The organism is Mesorhizobium sp. M2A.F.Ca.ET.067.02.1.1 (assembly GCF_004023285.1).
GTDB lineage: Bacteria > Pseudomonadota > Alphaproteobacteria > Rhizobiales > Rhizobiaceae > Mesorhizobium.
Map to the genome: position 1 here is coordinate 13,640 of NZ_RZSB01000006.1, position 23,041 is coordinate 36,680.

21 protein-coding genes are annotated in these 23,041 nt (G+C 59.5%); 10 read left to right on the plus strand and 11 right to left on the minus strand.

The genetic code is table 11. The annotated features are described in order from the left end of the window. Nucleotides 1-63: 63 nt before the first annotated feature. The 3 genes from EOA28_RS01790 to EOA28_RS01800 form a co-directional block, all read right to left on the minus strand. A complete protein-coding gene (locus EOA28_RS01790) occupies nucleotides 64-831 on the minus strand; it encodes an alpha/beta hydrolase (RefSeq protein WP_128314478.1) in 768 nt (255 codons plus the stop codon). 84 nt (nucleotides 832-915) lie between these two features. Beyond that, nucleotides 916-1,443: an RbsD/FucU domain-containing protein gene (locus EOA28_RS01795; RefSeq protein ID WP_127875802.1), complete on the minus strand. Its 528-nt coding sequence runs from the start codon at nucleotides 1,441-1,443 to the stop codon at nucleotides 916-918. A 126-nt stretch (nucleotides 1,444-1,569) separates the two neighbouring features. After that, the gene (locus EOA28_RS01800; protein WP_127404872.1) at nucleotides 1,570-2,247 is read right to left on the minus strand and encodes a GntR family transcriptional regulator; all 678 of its coding nucleotides are present in this window, start codon (nucleotides 2,245-2,247) and stop codon (nucleotides 1,570-1,572) included. A gap of 278 nt (nucleotides 2,248-2,525) precedes the next feature. On the opposite strand from EOA28_RS01800, the gene EOA28_RS01805 reads away from it, so the two are divergent. The 6 genes from EOA28_RS01805 to EOA28_RS01830 all read left to right on the plus strand — a co-directional run bounded on the left by EOA28_RS01805 (nucleotide 2,526) and on the right by EOA28_RS01830 (nucleotide 9,458). Next, a complete protein-coding gene (locus tag EOA28_RS01805; protein WP_210212542.1) occupies nucleotides 2,526-3,011 on the plus strand; it encodes an RbsD/FucU domain-containing protein in 486 nt (161 codons plus the stop codon). Between the two features lie 17 nt (nucleotides 3,012-3,028). Beyond that, nucleotides 3,029-3,808 carry an alpha/beta fold hydrolase gene (locus tag EOA28_RS01810; protein ID WP_128314479.1) on the plus strand — a complete coding sequence of 260 codons (780 nt, stop codon included), beginning with the start codon at nucleotides 3,029-3,031 and terminating at the stop codon, nucleotides 3,806-3,808. A 406-nt stretch (nucleotides 3,809-4,214) separates the two neighbouring features. Beyond that, entirely contained in the window at nucleotides 4,215-5,291 is a 1,077-nt protein-coding gene (locus EOA28_RS01815; RefSeq protein ID WP_189341892.1) for a sugar ABC transporter substrate-binding protein, read from the plus strand. 32 nt (nucleotides 5,292-5,323) lie between these two features. Beyond that, nucleotides 5,324-6,073: an ATP-binding cassette domain-containing protein gene (locus EOA28_RS01820; RefSeq protein WP_128314481.1), complete on the plus strand. Its 750-nt coding sequence runs from the start codon at nucleotides 5,324-5,326 to the stop codon at nucleotides 6,071-6,073. A 13-nt stretch (nucleotides 6,074-6,086) separates the two neighbouring features. Continuing rightward, nucleotides 6,087-7,298, plus strand: coding sequence for an ABC transporter permease (locus tag EOA28_RS01825; protein ID WP_210214910.1), 1,212 nt, complete (start codon nucleotides 6,087-6,089; stop codon nucleotides 7,296-7,298). A gap of 45 nt (nucleotides 7,299-7,343) precedes the next feature. Continuing rightward, nucleotides 7,344-9,458, plus strand: a complete 2,115-nt coding sequence (locus tag EOA28_RS01830) for a N,N-dimethylformamidase beta subunit family domain-containing protein (protein WP_128314483.1) — start codon at nucleotides 7,344-7,346, stop codon at nucleotides 9,456-9,458. 305 nt (nucleotides 9,459-9,763) lie between these two features. On the opposite strand, the gene EOA28_RS01835 is transcribed toward EOA28_RS01830, so the two are convergent. Beyond that, a complete protein-coding gene (locus EOA28_RS01835) occupies nucleotides 9,764-10,720 on the minus strand; it encodes a LysR family transcriptional regulator (RefSeq protein ID WP_128314484.1) in 957 nt (318 codons plus the stop codon). Nucleotides 10,721-10,839: 119 nt separating this feature from the next. Between EOA28_RS01835 and EOA28_RS01840 the strand changes: the two genes are divergently transcribed. Both EOA28_RS01840 and EOA28_RS01845 read left to right on the plus strand, forming a co-directional pair. Beyond that, the gene (locus EOA28_RS01840) at nucleotides 10,840-11,457 is read left to right on the plus strand and encodes an NAD(P)H-dependent oxidoreductase (protein WP_128314485.1); all 618 of its coding nucleotides are present in this window, start codon (nucleotides 10,840-10,842) and stop codon (nucleotides 11,455-11,457) included. A gap of 160 nt (nucleotides 11,458-11,617) precedes the next feature. Next, nucleotides 11,618-12,499, plus strand: coding sequence for an MBL fold metallo-hydrolase (locus tag EOA28_RS01845; protein WP_128314486.1), 882 nt, complete (start codon nucleotides 11,618-11,620; stop codon nucleotides 12,497-12,499). A gap of 92 nt (nucleotides 12,500-12,591) precedes the next feature. Here EOA28_RS01845 and EOA28_RS01850 read toward each other — a convergent pair whose 3' ends face one another. Further along, a complete protein-coding gene (locus EOA28_RS01850) occupies nucleotides 12,592-13,722 on the minus strand; it encodes a conjugal transfer protein TraB (protein ID WP_245501452.1) in 1,131 nt (376 codons plus the stop codon). A gap of 200 nt (nucleotides 13,723-13,922) precedes the next feature. On the opposite strand from EOA28_RS01850, the gene EOA28_RS01855 reads away from it, so the two are divergent. Then, the gene (locus EOA28_RS01855; RefSeq protein WP_128314487.1) at nucleotides 13,923-14,387 is read left to right on the plus strand and encodes a hypothetical protein; all 465 of its coding nucleotides are present in this window, start codon (nucleotides 13,923-13,925) and stop codon (nucleotides 14,385-14,387) included. A gap of 186 nt (nucleotides 14,388-14,573) precedes the next feature. Next, on the plus strand, nucleotides 14,574-14,879 hold the full coding sequence (locus tag EOA28_RS01860; RefSeq protein ID WP_189341893.1) for a hypothetical protein: 306 nt from the start codon (nucleotides 14,574-14,576) through the stop codon (nucleotides 14,877-14,879). Between the two features lie 71 nt (nucleotides 14,880-14,950). On the opposite strand, the gene EOA28_RS01865 is transcribed toward EOA28_RS01860, so the two are convergent. The 6 genes from EOA28_RS01865 to EOA28_RS01890 form a co-directional block, all read right to left on the minus strand. Further along, nucleotides 14,951-15,715: an AAA family ATPase gene (locus tag EOA28_RS01865; RefSeq protein WP_128314489.1), complete on the minus strand. Its 765-nt coding sequence runs from the start codon at nucleotides 15,713-15,715 to the stop codon at nucleotides 14,951-14,953. Further along, nucleotides 15,712-17,496 carry a hypothetical protein gene (locus tag EOA28_RS01870; RefSeq protein WP_128314490.1) on the minus strand — a complete coding sequence of 595 codons (1,785 nt, stop codon included), beginning with the start codon at nucleotides 17,494-17,496 and terminating at the stop codon, nucleotides 15,712-15,714. The genes EOA28_RS01865 and EOA28_RS01870 overlap by 4 nt, the downstream gene beginning before the upstream one ends. 619 nt (nucleotides 17,497-18,115) lie before the next feature. Then, entirely contained in the window at nucleotides 18,116-18,616 is a 501-nt protein-coding gene (locus EOA28_RS01875; RefSeq protein WP_128314491.1) for a hypothetical protein, read from the minus strand. A 94-nt stretch (nucleotides 18,617-18,710) separates the two neighbouring features. Further along, nucleotides 18,711-19,868 carry an HNH endonuclease signature motif containing protein gene (locus EOA28_RS01880; protein ID WP_128314492.1) on the minus strand — a complete coding sequence of 386 codons (1,158 nt, stop codon included), beginning with the start codon at nucleotides 19,866-19,868 and terminating at the stop codon, nucleotides 18,711-18,713. 188 nt (nucleotides 19,869-20,056) lie between these two features. Further along, nucleotides 20,057-21,613, minus strand: a complete 1,557-nt coding sequence (locus EOA28_RS01885) for a hypothetical protein (RefSeq protein WP_128314493.1) — start codon at nucleotides 21,611-21,613, stop codon at nucleotides 20,057-20,059. Continuing rightward, nucleotides 21,610-23,031: a toll/interleukin-1 receptor domain-containing protein gene (locus tag EOA28_RS01890; protein WP_189341894.1), complete on the minus strand. Its 1,422-nt coding sequence runs from the start codon at nucleotides 23,029-23,031 to the stop codon at nucleotides 21,610-21,612. Before EOA28_RS01890 ends, EOA28_RS01885 begins: the two co-directional genes overlap by 4 nt. Nucleotides 23,032-23,041 lie beyond the last annotated feature (10 nt).

A 23,041-nucleotide genomic window follows, 5' to 3' on the forward strand; every position in this document is an offset into this window, starting at 1 on the left:
CTCCCTTTTTTGCTGGCGGCTTGCAAGCCGCGCCTTACCAAACCTTGAAAGAGGCCTTTCCTCCTACCGCCCTCGGCCGTTGATCGCCGCCCTCGCGAAGGCGACGAGGCGCCTCTCGACGGCGAAGTGGGGCACGTCGTTGATGATGTCGTGGAAGCCGTCTTTCACGATGAGCACCGTGGCGTTCTTGAGTTGCAAGCGGACCGCACGGGCATACCTGGCGGGGGCAATCACATCCTGGTCGCCATTGATCAGCAGCACGGGAAGGTCGACCTTGGGGAGAGTCGCGGCCAGCTCCCCGCGCGCCTTGTGCATGGCCGCCCGCCGCGCCGCCGTGCTTTCTGGCGTTACGCTGAAGGCGAATGGATCGGTCGCCAGCATGTCTAGATAGAATGGGTCGCGGGTGACCTCCGGCGGCGCGGGTATGGCAACGGTCTCCGGCTGGATCAGCGTGCCTGTGACGGCCAGCCCCAGGCACCGGCGCTCGCCACGAGCGATCAACAGCGCAGCGGCAATGCCGCCGAGAGAATGGCCGACGAGAACCAGCGGCAGGCCGGGAGCCTCGCTGGCGGCGATCGAGATCAGACGCTCGGCATTGTCGACGAGGGGATCCATCGACGCCACCGCGCCACGTTCGCCATAGGAAAGGCCGTGTCCTTGCTGATCAAGCGCCCACATGGCGAGGCCACTGGCATTGAAGGCTCCCGCAAGGCGATGGTAGTGCCCGCTGTGCTCGCCAAAACCATGGAGAAACACGACACCGCCGACCGGCTTCCGCGCATCCCAGCACCGGTAGTAGCTTTTCCCACGCGCGGTTTCGAAGAACGGCATCTGAACGGCCCTTCGGCAAATTTTGACCAGAACGGTTCACTCGACTGGAGAGCCGACGCTCGAGAACATCGGCCGTGTGTCATGTCAGTCCGGTAGTATCCTGATGTCCCCGACTTCCGTGTTCCGAATGAACTTGACGTCGGCGCTGGCATAGCCTCCGACCAGGGCGATATTGCCGTGGACGCTGTAATCTCCTGTGCGGATGATCAACTTGCTGGCGTTGCGGATCGCATACATCGACGGCCGGTATGGAACGGTAGTGACCCGCTCCTTCCCGAAAGTGTCGACGACGAATTTGTATTTCTGGGGACTCTGCGCCTCCATCGGCTCGGCAACAACAGCCCGCTCGATGTCACCATTGTCGCGCAGCAGCGGCAGCAGCTGCTCGATCGAGACCAGACCTGGGGCAATTCCAAGGTCCACGATCGGCACCTGCACGGATGAAGCGATGACGCCGCCCGCGTCGGCAATGAAGATCACCTCACCATGGCGGAGCGTGGCCAGAGCCGCCGCGATCGTGCCGTTGATGATGCGGTTGTCCGCGCCGTATTGCATTTCGTGTTCCCCCTTTTCATCGATAATATTATCCGCCTGCTTTATCGATAATGTCAACCGACAAGCCAGGCCGGCCAGCCGGCATGCTCCTATGGCGCGGCGCCTAGAATTGCGCGGCCGCTCTTGGCGAGCGACACGAGTACCTGAAGCGCGTCGCCCGGATTCGTTTCAGCGAGACGCGCTTTAAGAGGTCAGATGCTGAAGATAATAGTCCCGGAAGGTCCGGATATGGTTTCGAAGCGTTCGAGCCAGGGTTTTCTGGTCGCCCTTCTCTATCGCTTGAATCATAGTCAAGTGATCCTTGGCGCCTTTGGAGCGCAAATCCTTGCTTTGCACCGAATTAGTATGAATCAGGTGCGAGAGAAGCGAATGATGCTTAATGGCGTCGAGTAGGAACTCGTTCTCGCACCGTTGATATATAGCCTCGTGCAAAAGATTGTTCTGCAGATACATTTCAGCAAGATCGTTGTTCGCGATCGCCCTCTCGTGATCCGAGACAATGGCCTTCAATTTTCGCACGAGCTCCTTTGCCGCCGGCTCGGTATAGTAGCTTATTGCCTTCAGCTCGAGGCACTCACGGACTTCGTAGATTTGCCAGATCTCGGATTCTCTGAAGCTCCGCACCTGCACGCCGCGATGCGGGTAGCGGACGGCGAGGCCGAGGCGAACAAGTTCGTCGAATGCCTTGCGGACTGCATGGCGCGTTGCCCCGGTGGCTTCAATAATGTCGTCTTCGATGAGCCGTACGCCGGAACGATACTTTCCGGAGATAATGCCCTTTTGAAGCCCCTCATAGACGGCCTGCCATTGGCCGCCGTGGCCGCCTGGTTCGGTGAGATCTTCATTCTTTGCAGTTCTCATGACAATCCATCAGAGTTGCGGGCGATGCGACACAACGTGACCATGTCATAGCGTTGAGCCGGCAAGATCGCCAGAATCGACGGCATCTTGCACGTAAGATCGATCAGATCGCAATCGCGCCTGGAAAGACGTCCTCCCGCCACTTGGGTCAAGCCGGCCATGCCCCCAGACTTCCGCCTGCCAAGTTATAAGAGTTCCTGCCAAGGATATCGACAAAGCCGAATTTTTGTGTAAACGATTTCAATCGCCGCCGACGATCGAACCCGCGAGAACGCACGATGACCACGAAGCTTCTGAGGCCGAGAATATTGAACCAAAGGTTGGCAGCGGCGCTGGCCGACTTGCGCCATGGCGAGTTGATATTCATTGCCGATGCCGGCAGTGGCACGTCAGCCAAGGCGCTGCGTTCGTTGGCGCCTGACGTGGAGATCCTCGACCTGGAAGTCGTTACCGGCGTGCCGTCGATCGACGATCTCGTTCCCGTGATCTGCGACGTCGGCGACATCGAGGCCTGCATCGTCACTAAGGACATGCGCGGTGCAAATCCTGATGGCTTCGCCATGCTGTCCAGGCTCTTCGATGAGAAACACATCTACGAAGTGCCTTACATCCCGGATTATTATGACCTTCGCGATCGGTGCAAGCTGTTTGTCCAGACGGGCGACTATCGCGTGCATGCCAATGTGATCCTTGTCGGCGGCTATCCAAGCGCCGACATTCCTATGGACATGATCCTCAACGGGCTTGCCCCGAAAACGAAGTAATCCGCCACAGGTGGTCGATGCCAAGGTTTGAGGGCGCTTCCGGACAGGTCTACTACCGCCACTGGGCTCCGCTAAAGCCCACTGCGCAGATCGTCTTTCTGCATGGATATGGCGAACATAGCGGCCTCTACCACCGCTTCGCGAACTCCTTGAATGGACAGGGAATCGGCGTCTGGGCGCTTGATGCGATCGGACACGGGCTCTCGGATGGCCAGCGGGGCAATGCCGGCTCCATGGCCGATCTGAGAACGAATGCCGAGCGCCTGACAGGGATAGCGCGGCGGGAAAATCCCGGGCTTCCGATGGTGCTGGTCGGACATTCGATGGGCGCGATGACGGCAGCTGCGGTGGTCATTGCCGGCGCTGGCCCCTTCCGTGGGGTGGTGCTCGGCGGCATGCCTGTCGAGGGGATCAGCCAAGAGCAAGAGCGCCAGGCTGAGCAAGGCGTGATGTCGCTTGACCCCTTCTATCTAGACGAACTGGAATTCGACCCACTCAAGTTCGATGCAACGATGGCCTTCGTCCATCTAAGAAGCGTCCTCTCGGCGCCGGTCTGTGAGCAGATACAGGCCGGATTGCTTGAGCTCAGCCTTCCCGCGCTCATGATCAGCGGGGACAAGGACATGTTTTGCCCTCCTGATCTCGCGCGGCGCTGGGCGTCACGAATTCCAGGCGCAAGGCATCACCTGTTCGCCAATACCCATCACGATCTCATCAACGATGCGAGCCATGCCGACGTTGCGGACGTTATTGCGCAAGCCGTGATCGGATGGACGGTTGGTACGCGAGCCCGCTGATCCGCCGGACGCCGCACACTGATACGCCAATCAGCACTGCAGCACACGTGCGATGGTCGTTCGCCGACCGCTATGTGTTCTCGCGGACGAAGCCTACATGGCCTGAAACACTCCACCTCTTTGCGCTTGACACCGTCGCTCTAGCGCGCCATTTTGAAAACGTTTACACGCATTCACCGAAGACCGTCACAGAAACGGCCGATCGATGCGTAAGGCGATGGGAGCGCGTCCAAGGGCGGAGGCCGGAACTTTCAAAATAGCAATCTCCCAAAATGACGGAGCACGGCCGAAGCTATGCTCCAAGCCCTGTGATGTTCCGAAACTCGGATGATGCGGCGGATCAGAGAGAGAACAGCGAAAATGGAAGGATCTCGTAATGCTTAGGAAATTCGTTGGGAAAATTCGCATGCCAGCGCTGATGTGCGGGTTCGCGGCATGCATGGCACTCACGCCTCCCGCCGCCGCAGAAGATCTCACCGGCAAGATCTACTTTATCCTGCCGGACTTCACGACAGTCCGCTTCGAGCAGTTCGACAAGCCGGCCTTCTTGAAGGCCGCCAAGGAACTGGTGCCGAACATGACAGTTGAGATTCTCAACTCCGAAAACAACGTGCAGCAACAGACCTCGCAGGTTCAGGCCGCTATCGCCAACGATGCCAAAGCGATCGTCATGGTTGCCGTCGATCCAATGCAGACCGCGGGCACCTTGGCTCTGGCCGAGCAAGCCGGGATCCCACTCATATGCACCATTCACGCTTGCACGGGCGGGCCTGCTTACGCCTACCTGACCGCCCCTTTCGTTGAAATCGGCCAGAAGCAGGCGCAGGCGGCGGCCAAGGTAATCGAGGAGATGAACGCCAAGACCGGCAAGCCTGTGCGGCTGGCGAAGATTTACGGCGATCCCAAGTTTCCGTTCTACGGCGACCAGGTGAAGGGCATTGGCGAATATCTCGATCCGCTGATCAAGGCCGGCAAATTGGAGGTCGTTTGTCAGGCGGATGCGCTGCTTTGGCTCCCGGCCAATGCTCAGACTGCAATGGATCAGTGCCTGACCAAGACCCACAATGGCGTCGATGCGATCTTCTCGATGAATGACGACACCGGCGGTGCGGCGCTGGCTGCAGTGGAAGCCGCCGGGCTCAAGGGGATCAAGCTGTTTGGCGGGTACGACGCCACTCTTGCCGGCGTGCAGCGCGTTGCTGCCGGCCTGCAGGAGATGGACATGACGGTGGACTATGTCGCGATGAACAAGCTGGCCGTCCAGTTGGCCGTGCACGCGATGAAGGGCGAAAAGATACCGGCGGATCTCGTCGCGACCACGTTCGACAACGGCTACAAGGGGGGCATTCCCGAAGTGGACGCGCCAAATAGCGTCATCACCAAGGACAACATCCAGAAATCGGTGGTCGACACCGGTCTTTATACCAAGGAGCAGATCTGCGCCAAAGGCGTGGCCGCCGACTCCGCCTTCTGTCGCGGCTGATGCAGAGAAGCGGCAGCAACAAGATGGTCGCCATGAACGACGACGCTCCAATCCTGTCCCTGGCGGGAATTGGGAAGCACTATGGCGGCATCACCGCCCTTTCGGGCGTCGATTTCGATGTCCGGGAGGGAGAGGTCGTGGCGCTGGCCGGAGATAACGGCGCCGGAAAGTCGACCCTCGTCAAGATCATCAGCGGGATCGTTTCCGCCGACGAGGGCAGGATTCTGTTCAACGGGAGAGAGGTATCGCTGAGGAAGCCGCAGGATGCGGCGGAGCTGGGCATTCAGACGGTCTATCAGGACCTCGCGCTTTGCGACAATCTGGATACCGTTCAGAACCTTTTCCTGGGAAGGGAAATGCATTCAGGGCTGCTTCGGGGTGCAAAGCTCTCGCGACCGCTGATGGAATCTCGAGCCCATGCGGCCCTGTCCAGTCTCAACGTGAAGATCAGGGACTACAGTATCTCCGTGGGACGGCTTTCTGGCGGCCAGCGCCAGTCTGTGGCCATCGCGCGCGCGGTTCTGTCGAAACCGCGAGTGATTCTGCTCGACGAGCCAACCGCCGCGCTTGGCGTGGCGCAACGGGCGGAGGTCATGGCACTCATCGCGCGCCTTCGCGAGCAGGGTCTGGGCGTGATCCTCGTCTCTCACGACCTGGGTGATGTGTTGGACATTGCAGACAGGATCGTGGTCCTGCGCCTGGGGCGCAAAGCCGCCGAGCGGCCAGTCGCGGAATGGACGAGGGGCAGCCTGGTCGCAGCCATAACCGGCACAGACCATTGAAGGGATGCAGGCTATGAACACCACGAGACAACAAGTTTCAGTCACAACGGCGCCTGCGAAAATCAGTTTCAGGCAGAACCTGCTTGAGGCGCTATCGACAAAATGGCGTGTCGTACCGGTCCTGCTGTCGCTGGCTCTCATCTGGGCGATCTTTGCCTCGCAATCCCCAGTGTTTCTCTCAGCGCGCAACCTAACCAACCTTGCCGATCAGATCGCGACCACAAGCATCGTGGCGCTCGGCCTTGTCCTCGTGCTGGTCGTTGCCGAGATCGATCTTTCGGTTGCCGGTCTCGCGGCCGTGTGCGCCGGCATTGTCGGCGTGCTCGTCGTCAACATGGACGTCAGCCTGTCGATCGCGCTGATCATCGCGATTACCGTCGGCGGCCTCTACGGTTTGCTGCAGGGTTCGATGATCGTCTATAGCGGCGCACCTGCCTTCATCGTCACACTCGGCTTCTCGCTCATGCTGCAAGGTGTCCTGCTGATTTTGCTTCCGGCAGAAAGCGGCCTTGTTCCTCTCGCCGGGACCGATTTGCAGTTCCTGGCCGCGTACCGCCTGCCAACGACCGTCAGCTATGCCTTGCCCGCGGCGGTCGGGCTGATAGGCCTTGCCATGCGATGGAACGATCACCGCCAAAGAGTGGCCTACGGTTTGCCATCGAATCTAATGCGCTCCATAGCCATTGGCGTCGCCATCATTTTTGCCAGTCTGGCGGTTGTCGCCATTTTCAATGCTTACCGAGGCGTGCCTCTGACCGTTGCCGTGCTTGCGGGCCTGATCGCTATCTTGTCCTACGCCACAACCCAAACTCCATTCGGCATTTGGCTATACGCCATCGGCGGCAATCCCGAGGCGGCACGCCGCGCCGGCATCCCTGTGAACTGGATGAAGATGGCGGCTTTTTCAATTCTCGGCATGTTGACGGCGCTCGGCGGGGTCGTGGCTGCGGCCCGGGTGCTGGGCGTCTCCCCGGCATCGGCTGACCAAAGTCTCTTGCTGGAGGCAATCGCGGCGGCGGTCATTGGCGGGACGAGCCTTTTTGGCGGTCGTGGCAGTGTCTGGGCAGCTATTCTTGGCGCCCTCGTCATCGGCTCGATCGCCAACGGAATGTTCCTGATCAACGCCAGCACGCAATTGCGCTTGCTCGTTCAGGGCGGCGTGCTCGTAGCCGCGGTCATAGCGGACGCGCTCATTGCCCGAAGCGGATCTTCGTCGTCGCGCTAAAACTGGCCGCCTGTCTGCCGCAACCCAAGTTGGGAGAAGATCAAGATGTTGATCGGCTATGCCGATAAGCTTTCCGTCGATGCAGGCGACCATGTCGAAATCAAAGTCAGCGCTGCGGGCATCTACAGATCGCAACTGGTGCGCCTGCGAGGCATGAAAGAAGGCGCCGCCGGTCTCTCGGTTGCCGAAGAACCCGTGTCATCCAACAGCAATTGTCAGCACACCGGCCGGGTGCAGGCACTTCATCCGGGATCGTTCGTCGATGCTGCCTTGCCGAGGGTCGATTTCGCCAAGGGGGTCGGGGTCAGTCTGTGCGTGAAACCGACCGCCCCAGGTCGTCTTTGCCAGACACTGTTCAGCCTATCGGACGATAGCTCTGTCACTCGCTTGATGCTTGAACTCGATCGGGCCGGCCGGCCGGCGATATATCTGCGGTCGTCGAACGGCGCGGTCACGACAGTGTCCTCACCCGATCCGCTGCCGAAGGGGCGTTGGGTGTTCTTGAAGGCTGTCTACGACCCCGGCGAAGCGGAACTGCGCCTGACCGCGGAGGAACAGACCGGCGCACACCGCTGGTCCACACCGGTCATCGTAGCGGAAGGATCCGCCGCACGTTTTCGTGTCGGCGCGGCGCATGCCGAAGACGGCCGCGCGACGGACTGCTTCAACGGATGCGTATCCGAGGTCAATGTATTCGGAGCGTCGCCGAAGCTGCCTATCCTGCAATGGGACTTCTCCAGGCAAATGGACAGTGACATCGCGGTGGACGTCTCTGGGGCCGGGCGGCACGGACGGCTACTCAACCGGCCGGCTCGAGCGGTTCTTGGTCCTGCATGGGACAAGAAAACCATCCGCTGGACCGACGACCCGGCGCAGTGGAATGCATTGCATCTGCATGATGACGATCTCGATGACGCTCAATGGAAAACGGACTTCGAGGTCGAAGCTCCCGCCGAAAGCGGGATATATGCCGTTCGCCTGAACCAGGGTGAAACCAGCTACTACATTCCCTTCTATGTTCGCCCGGGCGCGGTCAGGAAACGGGTCCTGTTCGTCGCTCCGACGAACACTTACCTCGCCTATGGCAACGAGCATCTTTGGGAGGGCGAGCGCGGAATCGCCCACCAAAAGATGATGAGTTTTCCGATCGTGCTGGACAAGGCGGAAACCATTCTTCAGCAGATGCCTTCACTCGGCAGATCGCTGTACGATCGGCATTCGGACGATAGCGGGGTGATCTATGCTTCGCGGTTGCGCCCCCTGACCAACATGCAGCCGAACTACATCAACTGGCTGGCCGGGGGTCCAAGACATTTCTCCGGCGACTTTTTCATCACCGGTTGGCTGGACAGCATCGGCGTCGAATTCAATGTGGCGACCGATGAGGACGTCGACACCCTGGGCAAGGACCTGCTCGACAGCTATGACGTGGTCCTCACCGGGAGTCATCCGGAATACCCCACTGCAGCCGAATTCGACACTTTCGAAAATTACGTCAAGGGCGGCGGCAAGCTCATGTATCTCGGCGCCAACGGATTTTTCTGGGTCACGAGTTACGTCGACAACCTGCGCACCGCCATCGAGGTGCGGCGGGGCTATGCGGCCCAGCGCAACTGGACCTCCCATGCGGCTGAGCTCTATCACAGTTCGACCGGCGAGATGGGGGGCGCCTACAGGCACCGCGGTCGTGACCAAAATCCTTTCCTTGGGGTTGGCATGGCCGCCGCCGGATGGGGACCCGCCTCGGGCTTCACGCGCACGCCGGAAAGCTATGCCGAAGCGGTGGCGTGGGTTTTCGAGGGTATTGCGAGCGAAACGCTGGGCGAGCACGGCTATTTGTTGGGTGGCGCGGCCGGCGATGAGCTTGATCATGCAGATCCAGCGCGCGGGACGCCCGACAGCACGGTCGTGTTGATGTCGTCCAGGCATAACGATCTGTTCTTCCCCAGCCTCGACAGCGTCACCGAAGTGGCGCCGAACCAGCAAGGTTCCAAAAACCCGCATGTGCGCGCCGACGTGGTTCTTGTCGATCACCCAGGCGGCGGAAAGGTGTTCTCGACGGGGTCGATCTGTTGGGCGGGTAGTCTGGGTACCAACAACTACGACAACGACATTGCGAGGCTGACAACCAACGTGCTGCGAAAATTCCTGGGGGGGTGATTTACGGACAATCAGCTGCCTCGAAAAACCGTGGCCAAAGCAGCGGTGTCCTTCCCAGCGAGTCCGCTATCGACTCCCCGCCGGAAGCAATCAACCATGAAGTTAGCGGGATCCCACAACAGACCGAGCCTTTGAGCCGACATCGCCAGCAGCTTCGCGCCGTTGAGATCCACCTTGAGGGTTGACTGTATCTCTGAAGTGAAATCGCCCGAGCTCAGCGCCCTCCTGAATGATGGCAGGCGACCTAAAATGTCGGCCGCAAAGTCGGTCGTTCTAATCAACACGGACGCGCAGCTGAATTAACCTCACAATGTCAGCAAACCACCGTCTCTGGAACCGGTAGCGTAGCCGTCCTCGATTTTGGCGGTCAGCTGCGGCAATTCGTGGCCCAGGAAATCGAGAAAGGTGCGAACGGCCGGCACAAGCCCGCGCCGTGAAGGAAATACGGCGTGCAACTGATGCGGGGGCAAAGTGTGGTCCGGCAACAGCCTGACCAGTCGGCCTTTGCGGACGGCATCTCCGCAGAGGTTGCGTGGCAATTGAGCAATGCCCATTCCCGCAAGAGCCGCCTGGCCGAGCATATGGATATCATCGGTGGCGAGTGCCGGGACATATTCGATGTCGGTGGCCTGGCCGTCCGGCGCCGTCAGACGCCACAAATTCCGTTCACCCCTCACCCCAGCCGGACCAAGTCCTTTTTGCAGGTGCAAGGACTGGGGCGCATCGAAAGGACCGTGGGATGAGACGAATTCAGGACCCGCCACGAGCCACTGCTCACTGATCCCCAACCGCCGGATCATCAACTGAGAATCCTCGATGGTCGAGCGGACTCGCAATGCGATGTCATAGCCTTCCGCGATAAGGTCGACCCGCCGGTTGGTCAGATCGAGGTCCAGTCGCACGGCCGGGTGAGCCCGCATGAATTTCCAAAGTACGGGCGCGACAAAAACGTGAGCAAGCCCAACCGGGCAACTTACCCGCAGGCGGCCCGCCGGCGCCTCACCCGCCTGCTCGGCGATCTCGAAGGCCAGGCGGGCGGCGTCGATCATTTCATTGCAATGCTTCAGGAATTCCTGCCCCACGGAGGTGAGATTGACCGAGCGGGTCGACCGCTGCAGCAGCCGAACCCCGAGACGGGCCTCCAGGGCTGCTATACGCCGGCTGACGCGCGACTTGGGAATTCCGAGAGCGAGGGCCGCCGACGAAAAGCTGCCGTGACGCGCGACGGAAGCAAACATCGTCAGCTCGTTCAGGTCATCCATGGAAATCTCCCGCCTTGGATTGTCTCACCAGTAGAACAATCTGTGCCATTTGGCCTTCTAGTGCAACGCTAGTGCGTTGGCATAAGTATGGTTCACACACTTCAACGGAGCCAAACGCCATGCACATTCTTCATCTCGACTCGAGCATCCAGGGCGCGGGGTCCGCTTCTCGAACGCTAACGAAAGCTGTGGTGGCGAACCTGCTCGATCAGCATCCCGGCGCTGCGGTGACCTATCACGATCTGGTGGAAGAGGCGGTCCCCCACGGGCCGATCGGAGCAGGATTTCGCCCGCTCGCATTCGACGTATCGGATGAGGCGACACGCCGTGAATACGCCCGGTCCGACGCGCTTGTCGGAGAGTTTTTGGCAAGCGATATCATTGTCGTCGGCGCTCCGATGTACAATTTCTCCCTGGCCAGCCAGCTCAAGGCGTGGCTCGATCGCGTCATCCAGCCCGGCAAGACTTTCAGGTATACCGAGAATGGTCCGATCGGCCTTGCCGCCGGCAAGAAGGTGTTCATCGTTTCGACGCGCGGAGGTTCTTATCTTTCCGGCCCGCTGGCCACTATGGATTTCCAGGAGAGCTACCTCAGAACGGCTTTTGGCTTCATCGGCATCAAGGACCTCGATTTCATCCGGGCGGAGAACATGTCGCGCGGCGACGATGCTCGCGCCAACTCCATGAACAGTGCTCTTGAGGCCGTCTCCCCGCTGGTGGCCAGAATGGCGGCTTGATTTCACAGGCCGGCAGCGCCCACGGCAGGGCTGATGTCCGTGCCGCGCCACGGTTGGCCCTCCGACGCGCACGCTCCGAACTTTTACTCGAGGCAAAACAACTCATCGAAACCCTGCCTGGCGCGCTGAGCAACGCCGCCAGAAACGCGGAGATCTATACATGTTCGTTCTCGACAGACGAAATTTTCTGGCGCTCGGTGCAGCCGGTGCCGCGACGGCGATGGAAAGCAGGCTTTCCCTCGCCGCTGCCTCCGAGGCCACGGTGTTCACGGCTGATGAAGCCGGCGTGATGGTCGACAGCACGGTAATTGTCGGCGAGAAATCCGCCGTCGTCATCGACGCCCAGTTTACGGTCGCGAATGCCAAAGCACTCGCCGACGTCATCCAGGCGACAGCAAGGAAGATCGAGACAATCCTGGTCACCCACTACCATCCAGACCATTTGCTTGGCCTGTCAGTGCTGTTGGAGCGTTTCCCGGAAGCGAAGCCTCTGACCCATCCGAAGGTCCTTGCGATGATCAACAAGGCATCCGCTCCGACCCTCAAGGCGTTGAACGAACACGCGCCGCCGGGCGTTTTCACGGACAAGCTCATCGTGCCCGGCGTCTTGACCCGGGACCATCTGCTGCTGGAGGGCGAACGCATCGACATTCTGGACCCGATGCATGGCGACACGGAATTCGTCACGCCGGTTCACATACCTTCCCTGAACACCCTCATAGCAGCGGATGTCGGGTACACCGACACGCATCTCTGGCTGGAGGAAAACACAACTCCCGACCAGATCGGCAAGTGGCGCGAGAGCACCAAGAGGCTGGAGGCGATCGGCGCAAAAACGGTGATTCCTGGACATCGAAAGCCGGAAAGCCGGTCGGACAATTCCATATTCACCTATACGAGAGCCTATCTCGACAGCTGGGAAAAGGCCTTGCTAGCGAGCAAATCCGCCGATGAGCTGAAGGCAGCGCTTGTCAAAGGGCATCCCGATGCGGGGTTCGCCTTTGCGCTCGAACGCTCGGTCGCCGCAATCTACAAGAAATAGCGCGTTAGGACGTCCCGCAAAATAACAGTGAACCAATCGAACAAGGTATGTGCTGGATGAGGGCGGCATCGACCACCCGGCTCCTCCTGTACCTATATGTTGAAAGCTGTGACGATCGGTACGGCGAAGAGTTTCGCCCAGGCGATCGCGCTGGCTCGCTGGATGGCGACGATTGAGGTGCCGGCGGTCCACCATCCATTGCCAGTCGCGATGACGATCTCGGGCGAATGCAGCATCGACTGGAGGGCAGGCCAGACGATGAGTTGCTCGTAGCAGATAAGCGGTGCGATCCTCGTTTCGGAGAGGTCGACCACCGGGTTCGCAAAGAGATCGGCGCGGGCTCCGCCGTCTCGCCCAAACCAAGCGCGCCAGGGCTGCCACATGGAAACCGGAACCGGCAAGCGCTCGCGATAGAGGACACGGGCCTCGTCAGCGGAGATCGCGACCATGACATTGTCGTAGCCGCGCTCGTCAATGACAGCCGCGCCGGCGACAACGGTGACGTCAAGCCCGTGCAAGCCCTGCTGCCAGAGGCGCGCGACAGTCGGCGTCCAGAAGCCGAGCGCGCTTTCGGGGAGCACCACGAAGCGCGTTCCGTCACCAGCCAGCGCTCGAACTGTGGCGAACAGATCACGGTGATGATCGAGCGAACCGTCACGACCGAGGCTCGCTCCATATTTGAGGTCGACGCTTTTCCATCCCTGCGGTAGATCGGGTTGCGTCCACGTTGCGGCGGACCAGAGCCAAAAGCCTGCCAAGGTGAGAACTGCAGCCGGCCAAAATCGCGATGTCATCATTGCGAGGCCGGCGGCAGTCGCTGCGAGCCCCCACCACTTCATCGACGGGTGAAGGTCAGCCACGATTTCGATATCCCCTACATTGCTGGATACAGCAAGGATGCATCGACGGTTTACATCGATCGCCACCTGCCGCGCACCATCCTGTGGAGGGGCAAGGACGTACGGCTCGAACCATTTCTGGTGTGCCACGAAATCGTTGAAAAAACTCTCCTGGACGAGTTGCGGCTGCACTATCTGCACGCCCATCAAATCGCCTCGCGCATCGAAAGAGATGCGGTCAGGGAGGCTGGCCTGACCTGGCGGCACTATTAAAGCGTTATCAAGGGGCACGAGAAAGCGATCGATGAGGAACAGCTGCGTCGCGTGCCAGGGGATCTTGATATCACCCCTTACAAAGATTTGAAGGATTACCCCTTGCTCCAACGACTAGTCCAAGCATCGCACTAGCATGCTGCTGGGTTGGTCTGAGCCGCCGGGACATTGGGGTCAATGCAGGGGTGGCGGCAAATTTTTCCGGCCACGGAACTTCCCGACCCATTGCAGGTTCGCATGCATAGGGACGACTGAGGCCCATTCCGACCTGTGAATTATGCAGGCTAGCGCCTCGCCAAAAGGAGACGGCCATGAAACATCAGACAATCGAAGAACTGCATGAGGTCGCGGAAGTCGCGGCAGCTCTTCCGGCTATGACACGCACTCAGCGCTTGGAACATTGGGCAAGGCTGCTCGAGCAAGATCCCGAACAGCGCCTCGCCGCCTTCCCAGGCACGGAATACATGAGCTTGGAGGTTCGCGACAAAGCCCAGTCGCTGGGCTCCGCGCTCAGCACCGCCTACGCCGATCCGATGTTGCGCGCGGAAGGACTGAAAAACGACACCTATGGCGAATCGAAGCGCTTCTTCGAACTCTCGGATTGGCAGCTGCACGCTATCGTCTGCCATTGCCATGTCGGCGGGACGATGAAAGCCGGATGGGCTGCTGTTCAAATTCGGTCCGCCATCGACAAAGAAGGCAACTTTTTCACCAGGCTGCGCGAAGCGATCTCTCAGTGGGTGCTATTCCGCATCTTGACTCACGCGAGGGAGTGAAACGCGCCTAGGGAGTTGAAATAGGTAGCGGCTCGGTCCAACGGCGGAACGACGTATTTTGGACCCGACATCGCTAAGTGTGACAACAACGGGCGAGCGTCGCCCGTTTCCTTTATCGAGCCGATCCGCAGATCACACCCGTCGTAAGTAGATTCAACTGAGACCCGCAGCACGGCGGCCATTGCTATGTATCTCGTCCAAATCCTCTTGCCGCTTTCAGACAACCAGGGTCAACCCTTCCCCGGCAGAGAATTCGACCGTCTGAGAGAAGAGCTAGCGGCCCGCTTCAAAGGCGTGACCGCCTATCTCCACGCACCTGCGCAGGGTCTTTGGAAGGAGGGCGGAGAAACAAACAACGACGAAATTGTCGTCTTCGAGGTGATGACGCCAAAGGTGGACATTTCAGATTGGCAGCGCCGGAGGGGCGACTTGGAGCGCCGCTTCCGGCAGGACAAAATTGTTGTCCGCTACTCGAAGATAAAGCTCCTTTGAAGTTCACTGTCTTGGGCCCGTCCCCGAAAAATTCCAGTGTGATGTCCGGAATTATCTGTCGTCGTCCGGAATTAAGTGCGGCCGCTGACGTCGTGTGCGAAGTCGTTTCGGCGCTCGTGTAGAAGCTTGAGCGCGTCGCTGCCGCACGACATGACGCGAAGCATGGTCTCGATCCGGGGAAGACGAATGCTGCCGTCGCCGCTGGTATCGGCAGCGCAGTTCTGGAGCAGGTGGCACAGCGCGCGAAGGGAGGTGTTCTGACCGTAGGTGGCGATTGCCTCGTAGGCGTCGGCTCCCTCAACGTTGTGTTCGGCTCCTATCCTCACGCAGTCCTCCCGCGTCGGCTGCCCGATCTCGAAACGCATGCCGATACGGCTTTCGATCTGATCCACAGCGTGGGTGTCACGCCTCGTACCCGCTAACCGATGAGTGTTGCCGGCGAGCAGTAAAGCGAAGCCGCACCTCTCCTGAAGATGCAGCAGCTCCCGCAAAACAGTGGGTGTGAAGTTCTGATATTCGTCCACCAGCAACGGACGCGTCGGGCCGTATCGGGCGCCCAAAAAATTCATGCAATCCTTCGCAAGATCGTATGTGTGCTTGCTGTCCCTTTGGACGCCGTAGGCGTCATGCAGCATCAGGAACATCGGCCTGATAGCCTTGGTATGCTGCGCAACCTCACAATAGGCAGCTCCGCTTTGGGCGGCTATCCAGTTGAGCGCCACCGTCTTTCCGAGTCCGGCTTTGCCGACCGCGAGCACCGGATATCGCATCTTAACCGCAGTATCGAAGGCGGCGCGCACAGTGAGTGCAGCGCGAGTCTCAACAAACATCGTCATCCGACGATCCTCTTCACTAGGTCCATCTGAGCGGCTATGCGCTCGTCCTGTTCGCGTCGGCGCTCTTCGGAGTTCGATGGCTTCTTCGGCATCACGATCCGGGCCGGCCGATTAGACGGATCGAGCAACACTTTGCCTGCCGGCTCGTTGGGGATGATCTCAGGTTGAGCCTGACCAAGCGCTGTCAGCCGAGCTGCAACGTCGATTTTCGGGACCGAGCGTGCCATCTCCACGATCGCGCTGCGATGCGCTTTCGCCCGTGCTGCCGTGCTTTGGGCGCCCCGATGATCAAGCGGATGAAGTGCGACATCGGGGGTGGCGATCCCAAGCCTGTTGCCCTTCATGTCCAGCACAAGTAGCTCGGCCGGCGCATGATAGACGGGCTCGCAGACCAGAACCTTATCGTGCGTATACTGCCACAGCTCTTCGCAGGACCACCGACGCCCACGGATCTGAAACGCGCCTTGAATCACAGTGCGCTCGACGCGGCGCGCCACAGACGCGCGGACCTCATCCCGGCTCATGGTGATCGCTGACCATCCTGTAGCAACGTGCTGTTGGAAAATGGCGTTGGGCGAAAGCCCCTTCAGGCCGCTCTGCTTTCCCGTGGGCACGCTGTGATAGGCCTTTAGGAGACCGAAAAACGCCGGAACGAAATCTTCGAAGGTGCCAAAGGGCGCAACCGTCCGGCCGATCGCCTCCTGGCGCTTGTTCATACGGTTGCCGGAAATCCAGCCCGGTACTGAGCTCAGATAGCGAGACTCGAAGTCCCCGAACCAGCGTTCGATTGGCTTTGCGGGGGCGTTGTAAGGCAAGGCGTTGACAACCCTCACCGTGCGAGCCGGCCCATGGAATCCAGGCACCGTCAGTATCGTTGCGGCGTCCAGGTACGTCGCGAACCCGTATTCCTTGCCGTTATCGATGTAGAGGGCTTCAGGCAGGCCAAAGGCAGGATGCTCCACCATGGCCGCGAAGACTTCGATCACGTCACGATTGTTGACGCCGCCGCGCTTGTCGAATGCGATCAGATCACACCAGACGCGGCCAGTCGCCCAATCGAGAAACGCGATCAACTTCGCTGTACAAATCGAGCCCCCAGCCCGCGTCAGGTGGATGTCGATCGGGTGCACGTCTCCGACGACCAATTCCATCGGGCGCATGCCTTCGATAGAACGCCGACCGCGCGGGCGGCTGTCCTCGTAGGCTTTGCGGTTGGTGCGGAACTGGTGAACCTTCCGATAATGTAGCTCTTCCGAAACGAGCGTCCACGGGATCGAACAAGCTTGCTCGAAACTCGAAAAATCGCTGGGGCGGAACCCCCATGACCTGGTCGTCTCGACCAGGAAGTTACGGGCCAATAACTTGACGTGTCCCCAAGCTGCGCCGGCTGCCAGAAGCCCTCGGATTTCCTGTTTTAGGTCCTCTGCAATTTTGGCCTTTGTGCCAGGGTCGAAGGGTACCAAAGCATCCCACTGCCGACTGATGACTACGCGTCTCTTGCCTTTATCGACTCGACCGTACCGGCCTCGGCATGCAACCGGCTTCGGACCTTTTTGAACCGTCGTTTCAATGGGCTTCAATCGGAGTTGCAACGCGGGTGGGAGTGAAGCCAAACTGACGAGATAATGCTTGCCTGCGTTGCCACCCTTACCCTGAACAACGCGCACCTCCAGAGCGTGCCCTCGCCAGTTGCCACGCTGGCAGGCCTTCCAAATTGCCTGCCGCGAGATTCCTGCCGACGTGGCGAGCAGGTTGAGCGGGACGAATTCTTTCCTCGACATCGTGCGCTAGTCCCTAGCGGCGGAACGGAAACCACCGGGTAGCAGCTCGAGTTATCCCTGGCGTGACAACCAAACCTTGGGTCCCCCACGCAGCCTCAGGAAGCCGTACGGATGTCAGCCATTGGCCGCAGTTCGTTTCGCGAGGTGTGGAAGGGTGACCGGTGACAGTGGAAGGAAAGCTGGGCCTTGGCCAATAGGGCTGCGGCCTTGGTTTACCAATCCTGGGGTCTTGGATTGACCAATCCGCTGCCGACCGTAAGCGGGTTTACCAACAAGGGCGGCTGGATTCCATGCAAATCCAAACACTTAACGCCGGTCCAGAATTAACTGTCATTGAGGCCATTGGTAAACCTGGTCTTAGGATCAGAAACTCCTACCCTCGGCCTGAAAACGCCCTTGTTTTCAGTCGCATAGGCCGCACACACGCAAGCCATAATTCCGGACTGGTAAACCCCACGAAATGCCAAATAATTCCGGACATCATAGCGACTTTCGAAGTACGAAGGGTGAACGTTGAGAGGGCGTTGTGTGTTTTTGACGTCAATAGGCCTGCCCATGAGGATGAAACTGGTAACTCGTATGTCCTTGTTTCTTCGTATTAATCCGACACAGCCCAAGTCTAAGAGCTCAAGCTTGCTGCTCCAGGCGCTGCCATGAGGCCATCGATATCGACACCTGCTTCCTCCAGCCTTCTCCGGGCAGCGACCACAACATCCGCTTCAAACTTTTCCGCGTGTCTTAGGACGATGGCCTCACCGGTGAGCTCAGGCATATTGCGCTCTATCAGCATGTTGAACCCCTCGGTGCTCTTGCTGCTGATCGCCCAATCTCGAAGCGTTTCAACCTCACCCACGCGGGCGACCTTCTGACGTGTCCTGGAGAGGCGTGTCGTCTTGCCGCGTTCTTCGCTCAGCACATGCTCAAACGCATGTATGGTCTGCCACAAGTCGTACTCTACCGTGCCTGGCGCCTCTTTCGGAAGGATAGCAATGAGGCGGCGGAACGCAGCAGCCTTGATCTCCACTTGCCCGCCCTTTCGGGCGTTCTCGATCCACGTTCGTAGCTTAGCAGGATCATTGGAAACTGCGATAAGGCTATGTATTTTCGAATAGTCTGACATCTTGTCCTTCACCTGCCGAGGGACCGCAACACTACGAATCCTTTTAGCGCAGACCTAACGGGACCAGGCCCGCAGCATGCGCAATTCTACCCGCCTAACAATAGTCATCTATCGAATCGTCGTACGCATCGAATGGCGCTCCAACGGCAATGCAATGCGCCTTCATCGCGCCTTCCCGTGTGAAGAACATTCCGCCTGACTCATGGCAAAAGAAACCTCCCTCAACGAACACGCGGGCATGACTCCAGTCCTTGACGCCTGAGGGTGTGCCGCACACGACGGACAGAGTTCCATCGGGACCGATTGCCGCCTCCAGAACCGTACTTTCGCCATATCGATTTCGGGCAAACAGCTCGCCGGGCGCAAGCCGCTCAAGGTAGATTTTCAGACTTTCTGGCGACGCGCTCTCGGGGCATTGAGGAAACTCAGTAGGTGTGCGCCATTTGCGCTGAAAGGCGCCCGTGGTGAGCGAAGGTGTATCGGTGGGCTCTTGCTCGTGAGCCGCCGTCACAACCGTACCCCGGATTCGCAGCGGCTCGCCCACCATACCGGGAGATGTGAAATTTGGCGCTTGATGCGACTCTCTTTTGGCCGCTCCTTGGGAGAAATCATCGGGCGCATTGCCGGCTCCTGGCCTCTGCTCAGACGTGGGCTCGTACAGCCAGTCGCCCAACGTCCCGCCTCTGCCAGCCTGCCCCTTCTCGGCCCAGGCCAGCAGGCGCGTTCGGCTCTCCTCCACCTGCTCTTTCGTCACGATCCGCATCCACTCCCAGTTGGGGATCGAACATGCGCCCGGGTTTTCAAAAAATGCCTCAAGCGAGCCGTAGGCGATTTCGATCCGCGCGCGGGTGATGGGATTGAGAAGTATATTTTCGAGCCGCGTAACCCAGCGCAGATTGTCCGGACGATTGTTCAACCTATTCGTATCGATGTGATCGACCACATGCTCTGCCGTCGGGCCAGGTCCGTGAAACGCTGTCGCGACAATTCGGTGAACCACGTGGCCGTTGATCTCGAAGTATCCTGAGTGCCTATTGAGCGTTCCGAATGTCCAGACTTCGTCAAGTCGCCTTCGACGGGCCTGTGGGCGTGCCCGTCTGAACACAGCGCCATTGTCGCGTACGAGGTAATTTTCAGTCTTGAATACGACCTCAAACTCTCTCTCGTAGCGTGAAAGAATTTCAGCAAAGGGCGGTTGCTCGGCAGTCGAATCCAATGCCGGCATCCGCGCAAACGTATCCGTGTCGTGCATGGCACGCCTCCATCGGTTGTTTTGCGGGATTCTTCAGCCTTCCCAGTACATACTGGTGCTGGATTCTTAGCGGCCACGGTATTCGAAGGTGCCAGGCGCAGCCTTATGCTCACATGCACGCGTGAATTCTGGCGGGCCGCTAGCCCGGTGTCAAGCAGGGGCTACGCCAAGCCCCGCCTCGTCGACGTTTACACGTAGAACTTGAACGGCTGCCGCTCGGCTCCTTGTGCCGTTCCCATCGTCAGCACATCGCCCACCTTGTCGGCAAATCTTACCGTCACCGGAAGGCTGTCACTGAAGTTGCAGGCGTTGTAGTTGATCTTTGTCAGCCCCATGATGTCCGTCAGGACCATGCGCAAGTCCGGCGGCGAACCTGTGCTCTTCATGATCGTCACGAACAGCGGGTTCGGTGTCTCAGGCCCGATATAAGTGTCCAACCGCGGTAGAAAACCGTTCGTCCAGAGATACGCGTTCGCGTCATCGAGCAGGATGGCTGTTCCCCGGAGCACGGGATAATCGCCTCTCCGGAAAAGCTTGGTGTCGCCGTCCGTCGTCCTGATCCTTACCCCGACAAGGTTGGTTCCTTCCGGCACGGCCTCTGCGAACGCTGCCCACTCCTCGTCGTTGAACTTCGAGCGACCATGAATGAACAACTCGCCCGGATAGGCCTTGTGCTTGTCGTGGAACGTGTTCAGCACGGTGGTGATGAGCTTCTTGGCTTCCGCAGGCTGGAGATGAAACTCCCGGTCTGCTGTCCGCCATGGGCCGTTCGCTCCCCTGAAGACAATACCGTCGCCTTCGTTGAGGAACATCTGCGCCGCGCAACATGCGTGGTTGTCCCTGTGGTTGGGGAGCAACTTGTACACAAACCCGAGATAGCAAACACCTGGCCGCACGTTAGCGAGCTTCCACGGCGGCTCCGGCTGCGTCTTGTAGTAAAGCCCGGTCGCGATGTTCCATGCGACGGTAGCCGGTTCCTGCAGAGTGCGCGACGGATAACCGGCCTCGTTGGTGAACTCCTCGGGCGCGAGCGTCGTTTCCCGAAGAAGCTGGGACGTATGGTTGAGCTTAAGGAGGCGCGCTTTCACCTGCCGATGAAAATCAGGAACATCATCGAAGATGTCCTCGCCTGCCTGATCGATTATCTGTTCGAGCAAGGGCAGGTCGGCTTTCGCCTTCTGCTTCCTCCCGAAGTCGCCTTTGACGAGCGGCAGTCCCGAACGGCGCGAGCCTACCTTGCAGCGCTCGAAGATAAGCTCGGGAAGGATCAGCGCCCACACGTCGATAGTGCGCTCTTCGTTCCTGTCATAGTCTTCTATCGCGGAAACGTAGAGATCGACGGCCTTGCTCACCGCCTCGTGGTGGTTCAGCGAGCGGGTGGCTTCATCAAGAGCCTTCAACGAAATTTCGCGCTCGGCGAGTCCGCCCAGATCGAGGCACAAGCCGAACGCCTCTTCAAGGCCAGGGAAGTTGGAGAGATGTAGGCGCACCTCCTTCTCAAGCTTGCCGGGTGGAGGCACATCGATGCGTCCCTTCATACGCTCTATGGTTCGCCGGAAATACCGAATTCCGTCGGATGTCCCGACCACGCCCACCGTGATCGTCCTGGCGCGGGGCAGCGCGCTATTCGGGCCATATAAAAACAAGCCGTCTTTCGGATGGTCACAGATCTGGCCGCGCCCGAAGCCGAGCAAAGGCTCGTCGATATGAATAACCTCCAGCGATTTCTCGTGCAGCTCGGTCACGCGTCGTCCTCCTCGATGTCCCGGTTGCCGAGGGTCGATGCGTCGGCTTCTTCCTGCTCGTCGGCGAGCCTGTCAGGAAGCAGAGTGCTGACGGGAGACGTGAACAAGACAGGGGCTGCCTCCAGCTTAATCGAAGCGGATGGACTTGCCGGGAGATGCAGGAAAGCGGAATCCCCGCTCAGCATCTCAAGGAAGGCCATGAAGCGGCCATGCCACTGCTTGTTCCGCCAACCCTTGCAGACGGTCCGTCTCAGCCGGAACTGCTGGCGGTCGTCATCGATCACATCACCCGGCTTGCCGTCGTTGCAGTCGGCGAACAGCACACGCGCCTTCAGCCTGAAATGAAGATAGGGCCATGAATACGGGATCGCCGACACGCCATAGTTCCACACCTTCCCGCGCGCGACGTTCCTCAGCATCGCTGAGCGGCGGTCGCCCTGCCTCCCCCATGGTATTTTCTTGCCGATGGCAACCTGGCCATCACCTGCATGGAAACCGGAGTTGCTGGAATACGCATAGCGCCGCAGCCCTTTGCTTTCGCAGAACATCTCCCACGCCTGCCGGAACATAGCGATCAGCATGTTCGAAGCCTCCCGCGGCCGGACATTGAACTCGGGCAGCCCTTTCTCAAGAAACTGCAGAGTCGGCATTTCAAAGCGCGTCTTGTATTTGCCGAGCGCGCCAACCGCCTGATTGATCTCCGCCTCGTCGGCGAACGCGAAGAACCCGCGAAGATGCTGATAGGCGGGGAATCCATAGCCCCTGATTGCCGACGGAATCGAGCTCGGCCCGATGGCTCCCACTGGCTCGAAGTAGCGGATCGTGTCTGGAATCTCGGCGACGCGCAGCCAGTTAGAAATCAGTGTCTCCGGGACCGGCTCGATTTTCACAGAGAGGCGCTTTCGGTACGCTTCCCAGTGCGGGCTGATCGACCGCGCCGTTCTCGGCACGCCTTGCTTTGCGAGCGCGTCGAGCAATGCGGCTAGGCCCTGCGCCCATCCTTTCTCGAAGTCGATCCACTGCAATCCCCCGATGCCGAACAGCTTTTTGTGCTTCTGAAGCTTGAGCGGAATGATGAACCGCTTGTCTTTAACTTCCTTCGCCACGTCCGACGCGATCTCGACCTCCTCGACCACGCCGGGCTTCGCGAGCGTCTCGTTGCTGCAGCACAGCAGCATTTTCACGGCCCTGTCCTGAAGCGTCGAGGTGAGCACGCGCCGCCATTGGTCGCCCGCCTGAAGCGAGAGAATGTCCGCGAATACCTTGTAGCCTTCCGCTTCAAGGCGCGGCGCGAGCCATAGGGCGAACTCGTCATCACCGGGGGTCGCCTTGCTGATGAAAACAACATCTCGCACTGGCGCAGGCTCGGCCTGTGCCCTCGGCTGTCCATCGGTGGCTGGCAATGTTTGCGCCGTCACTCCCGCCTCG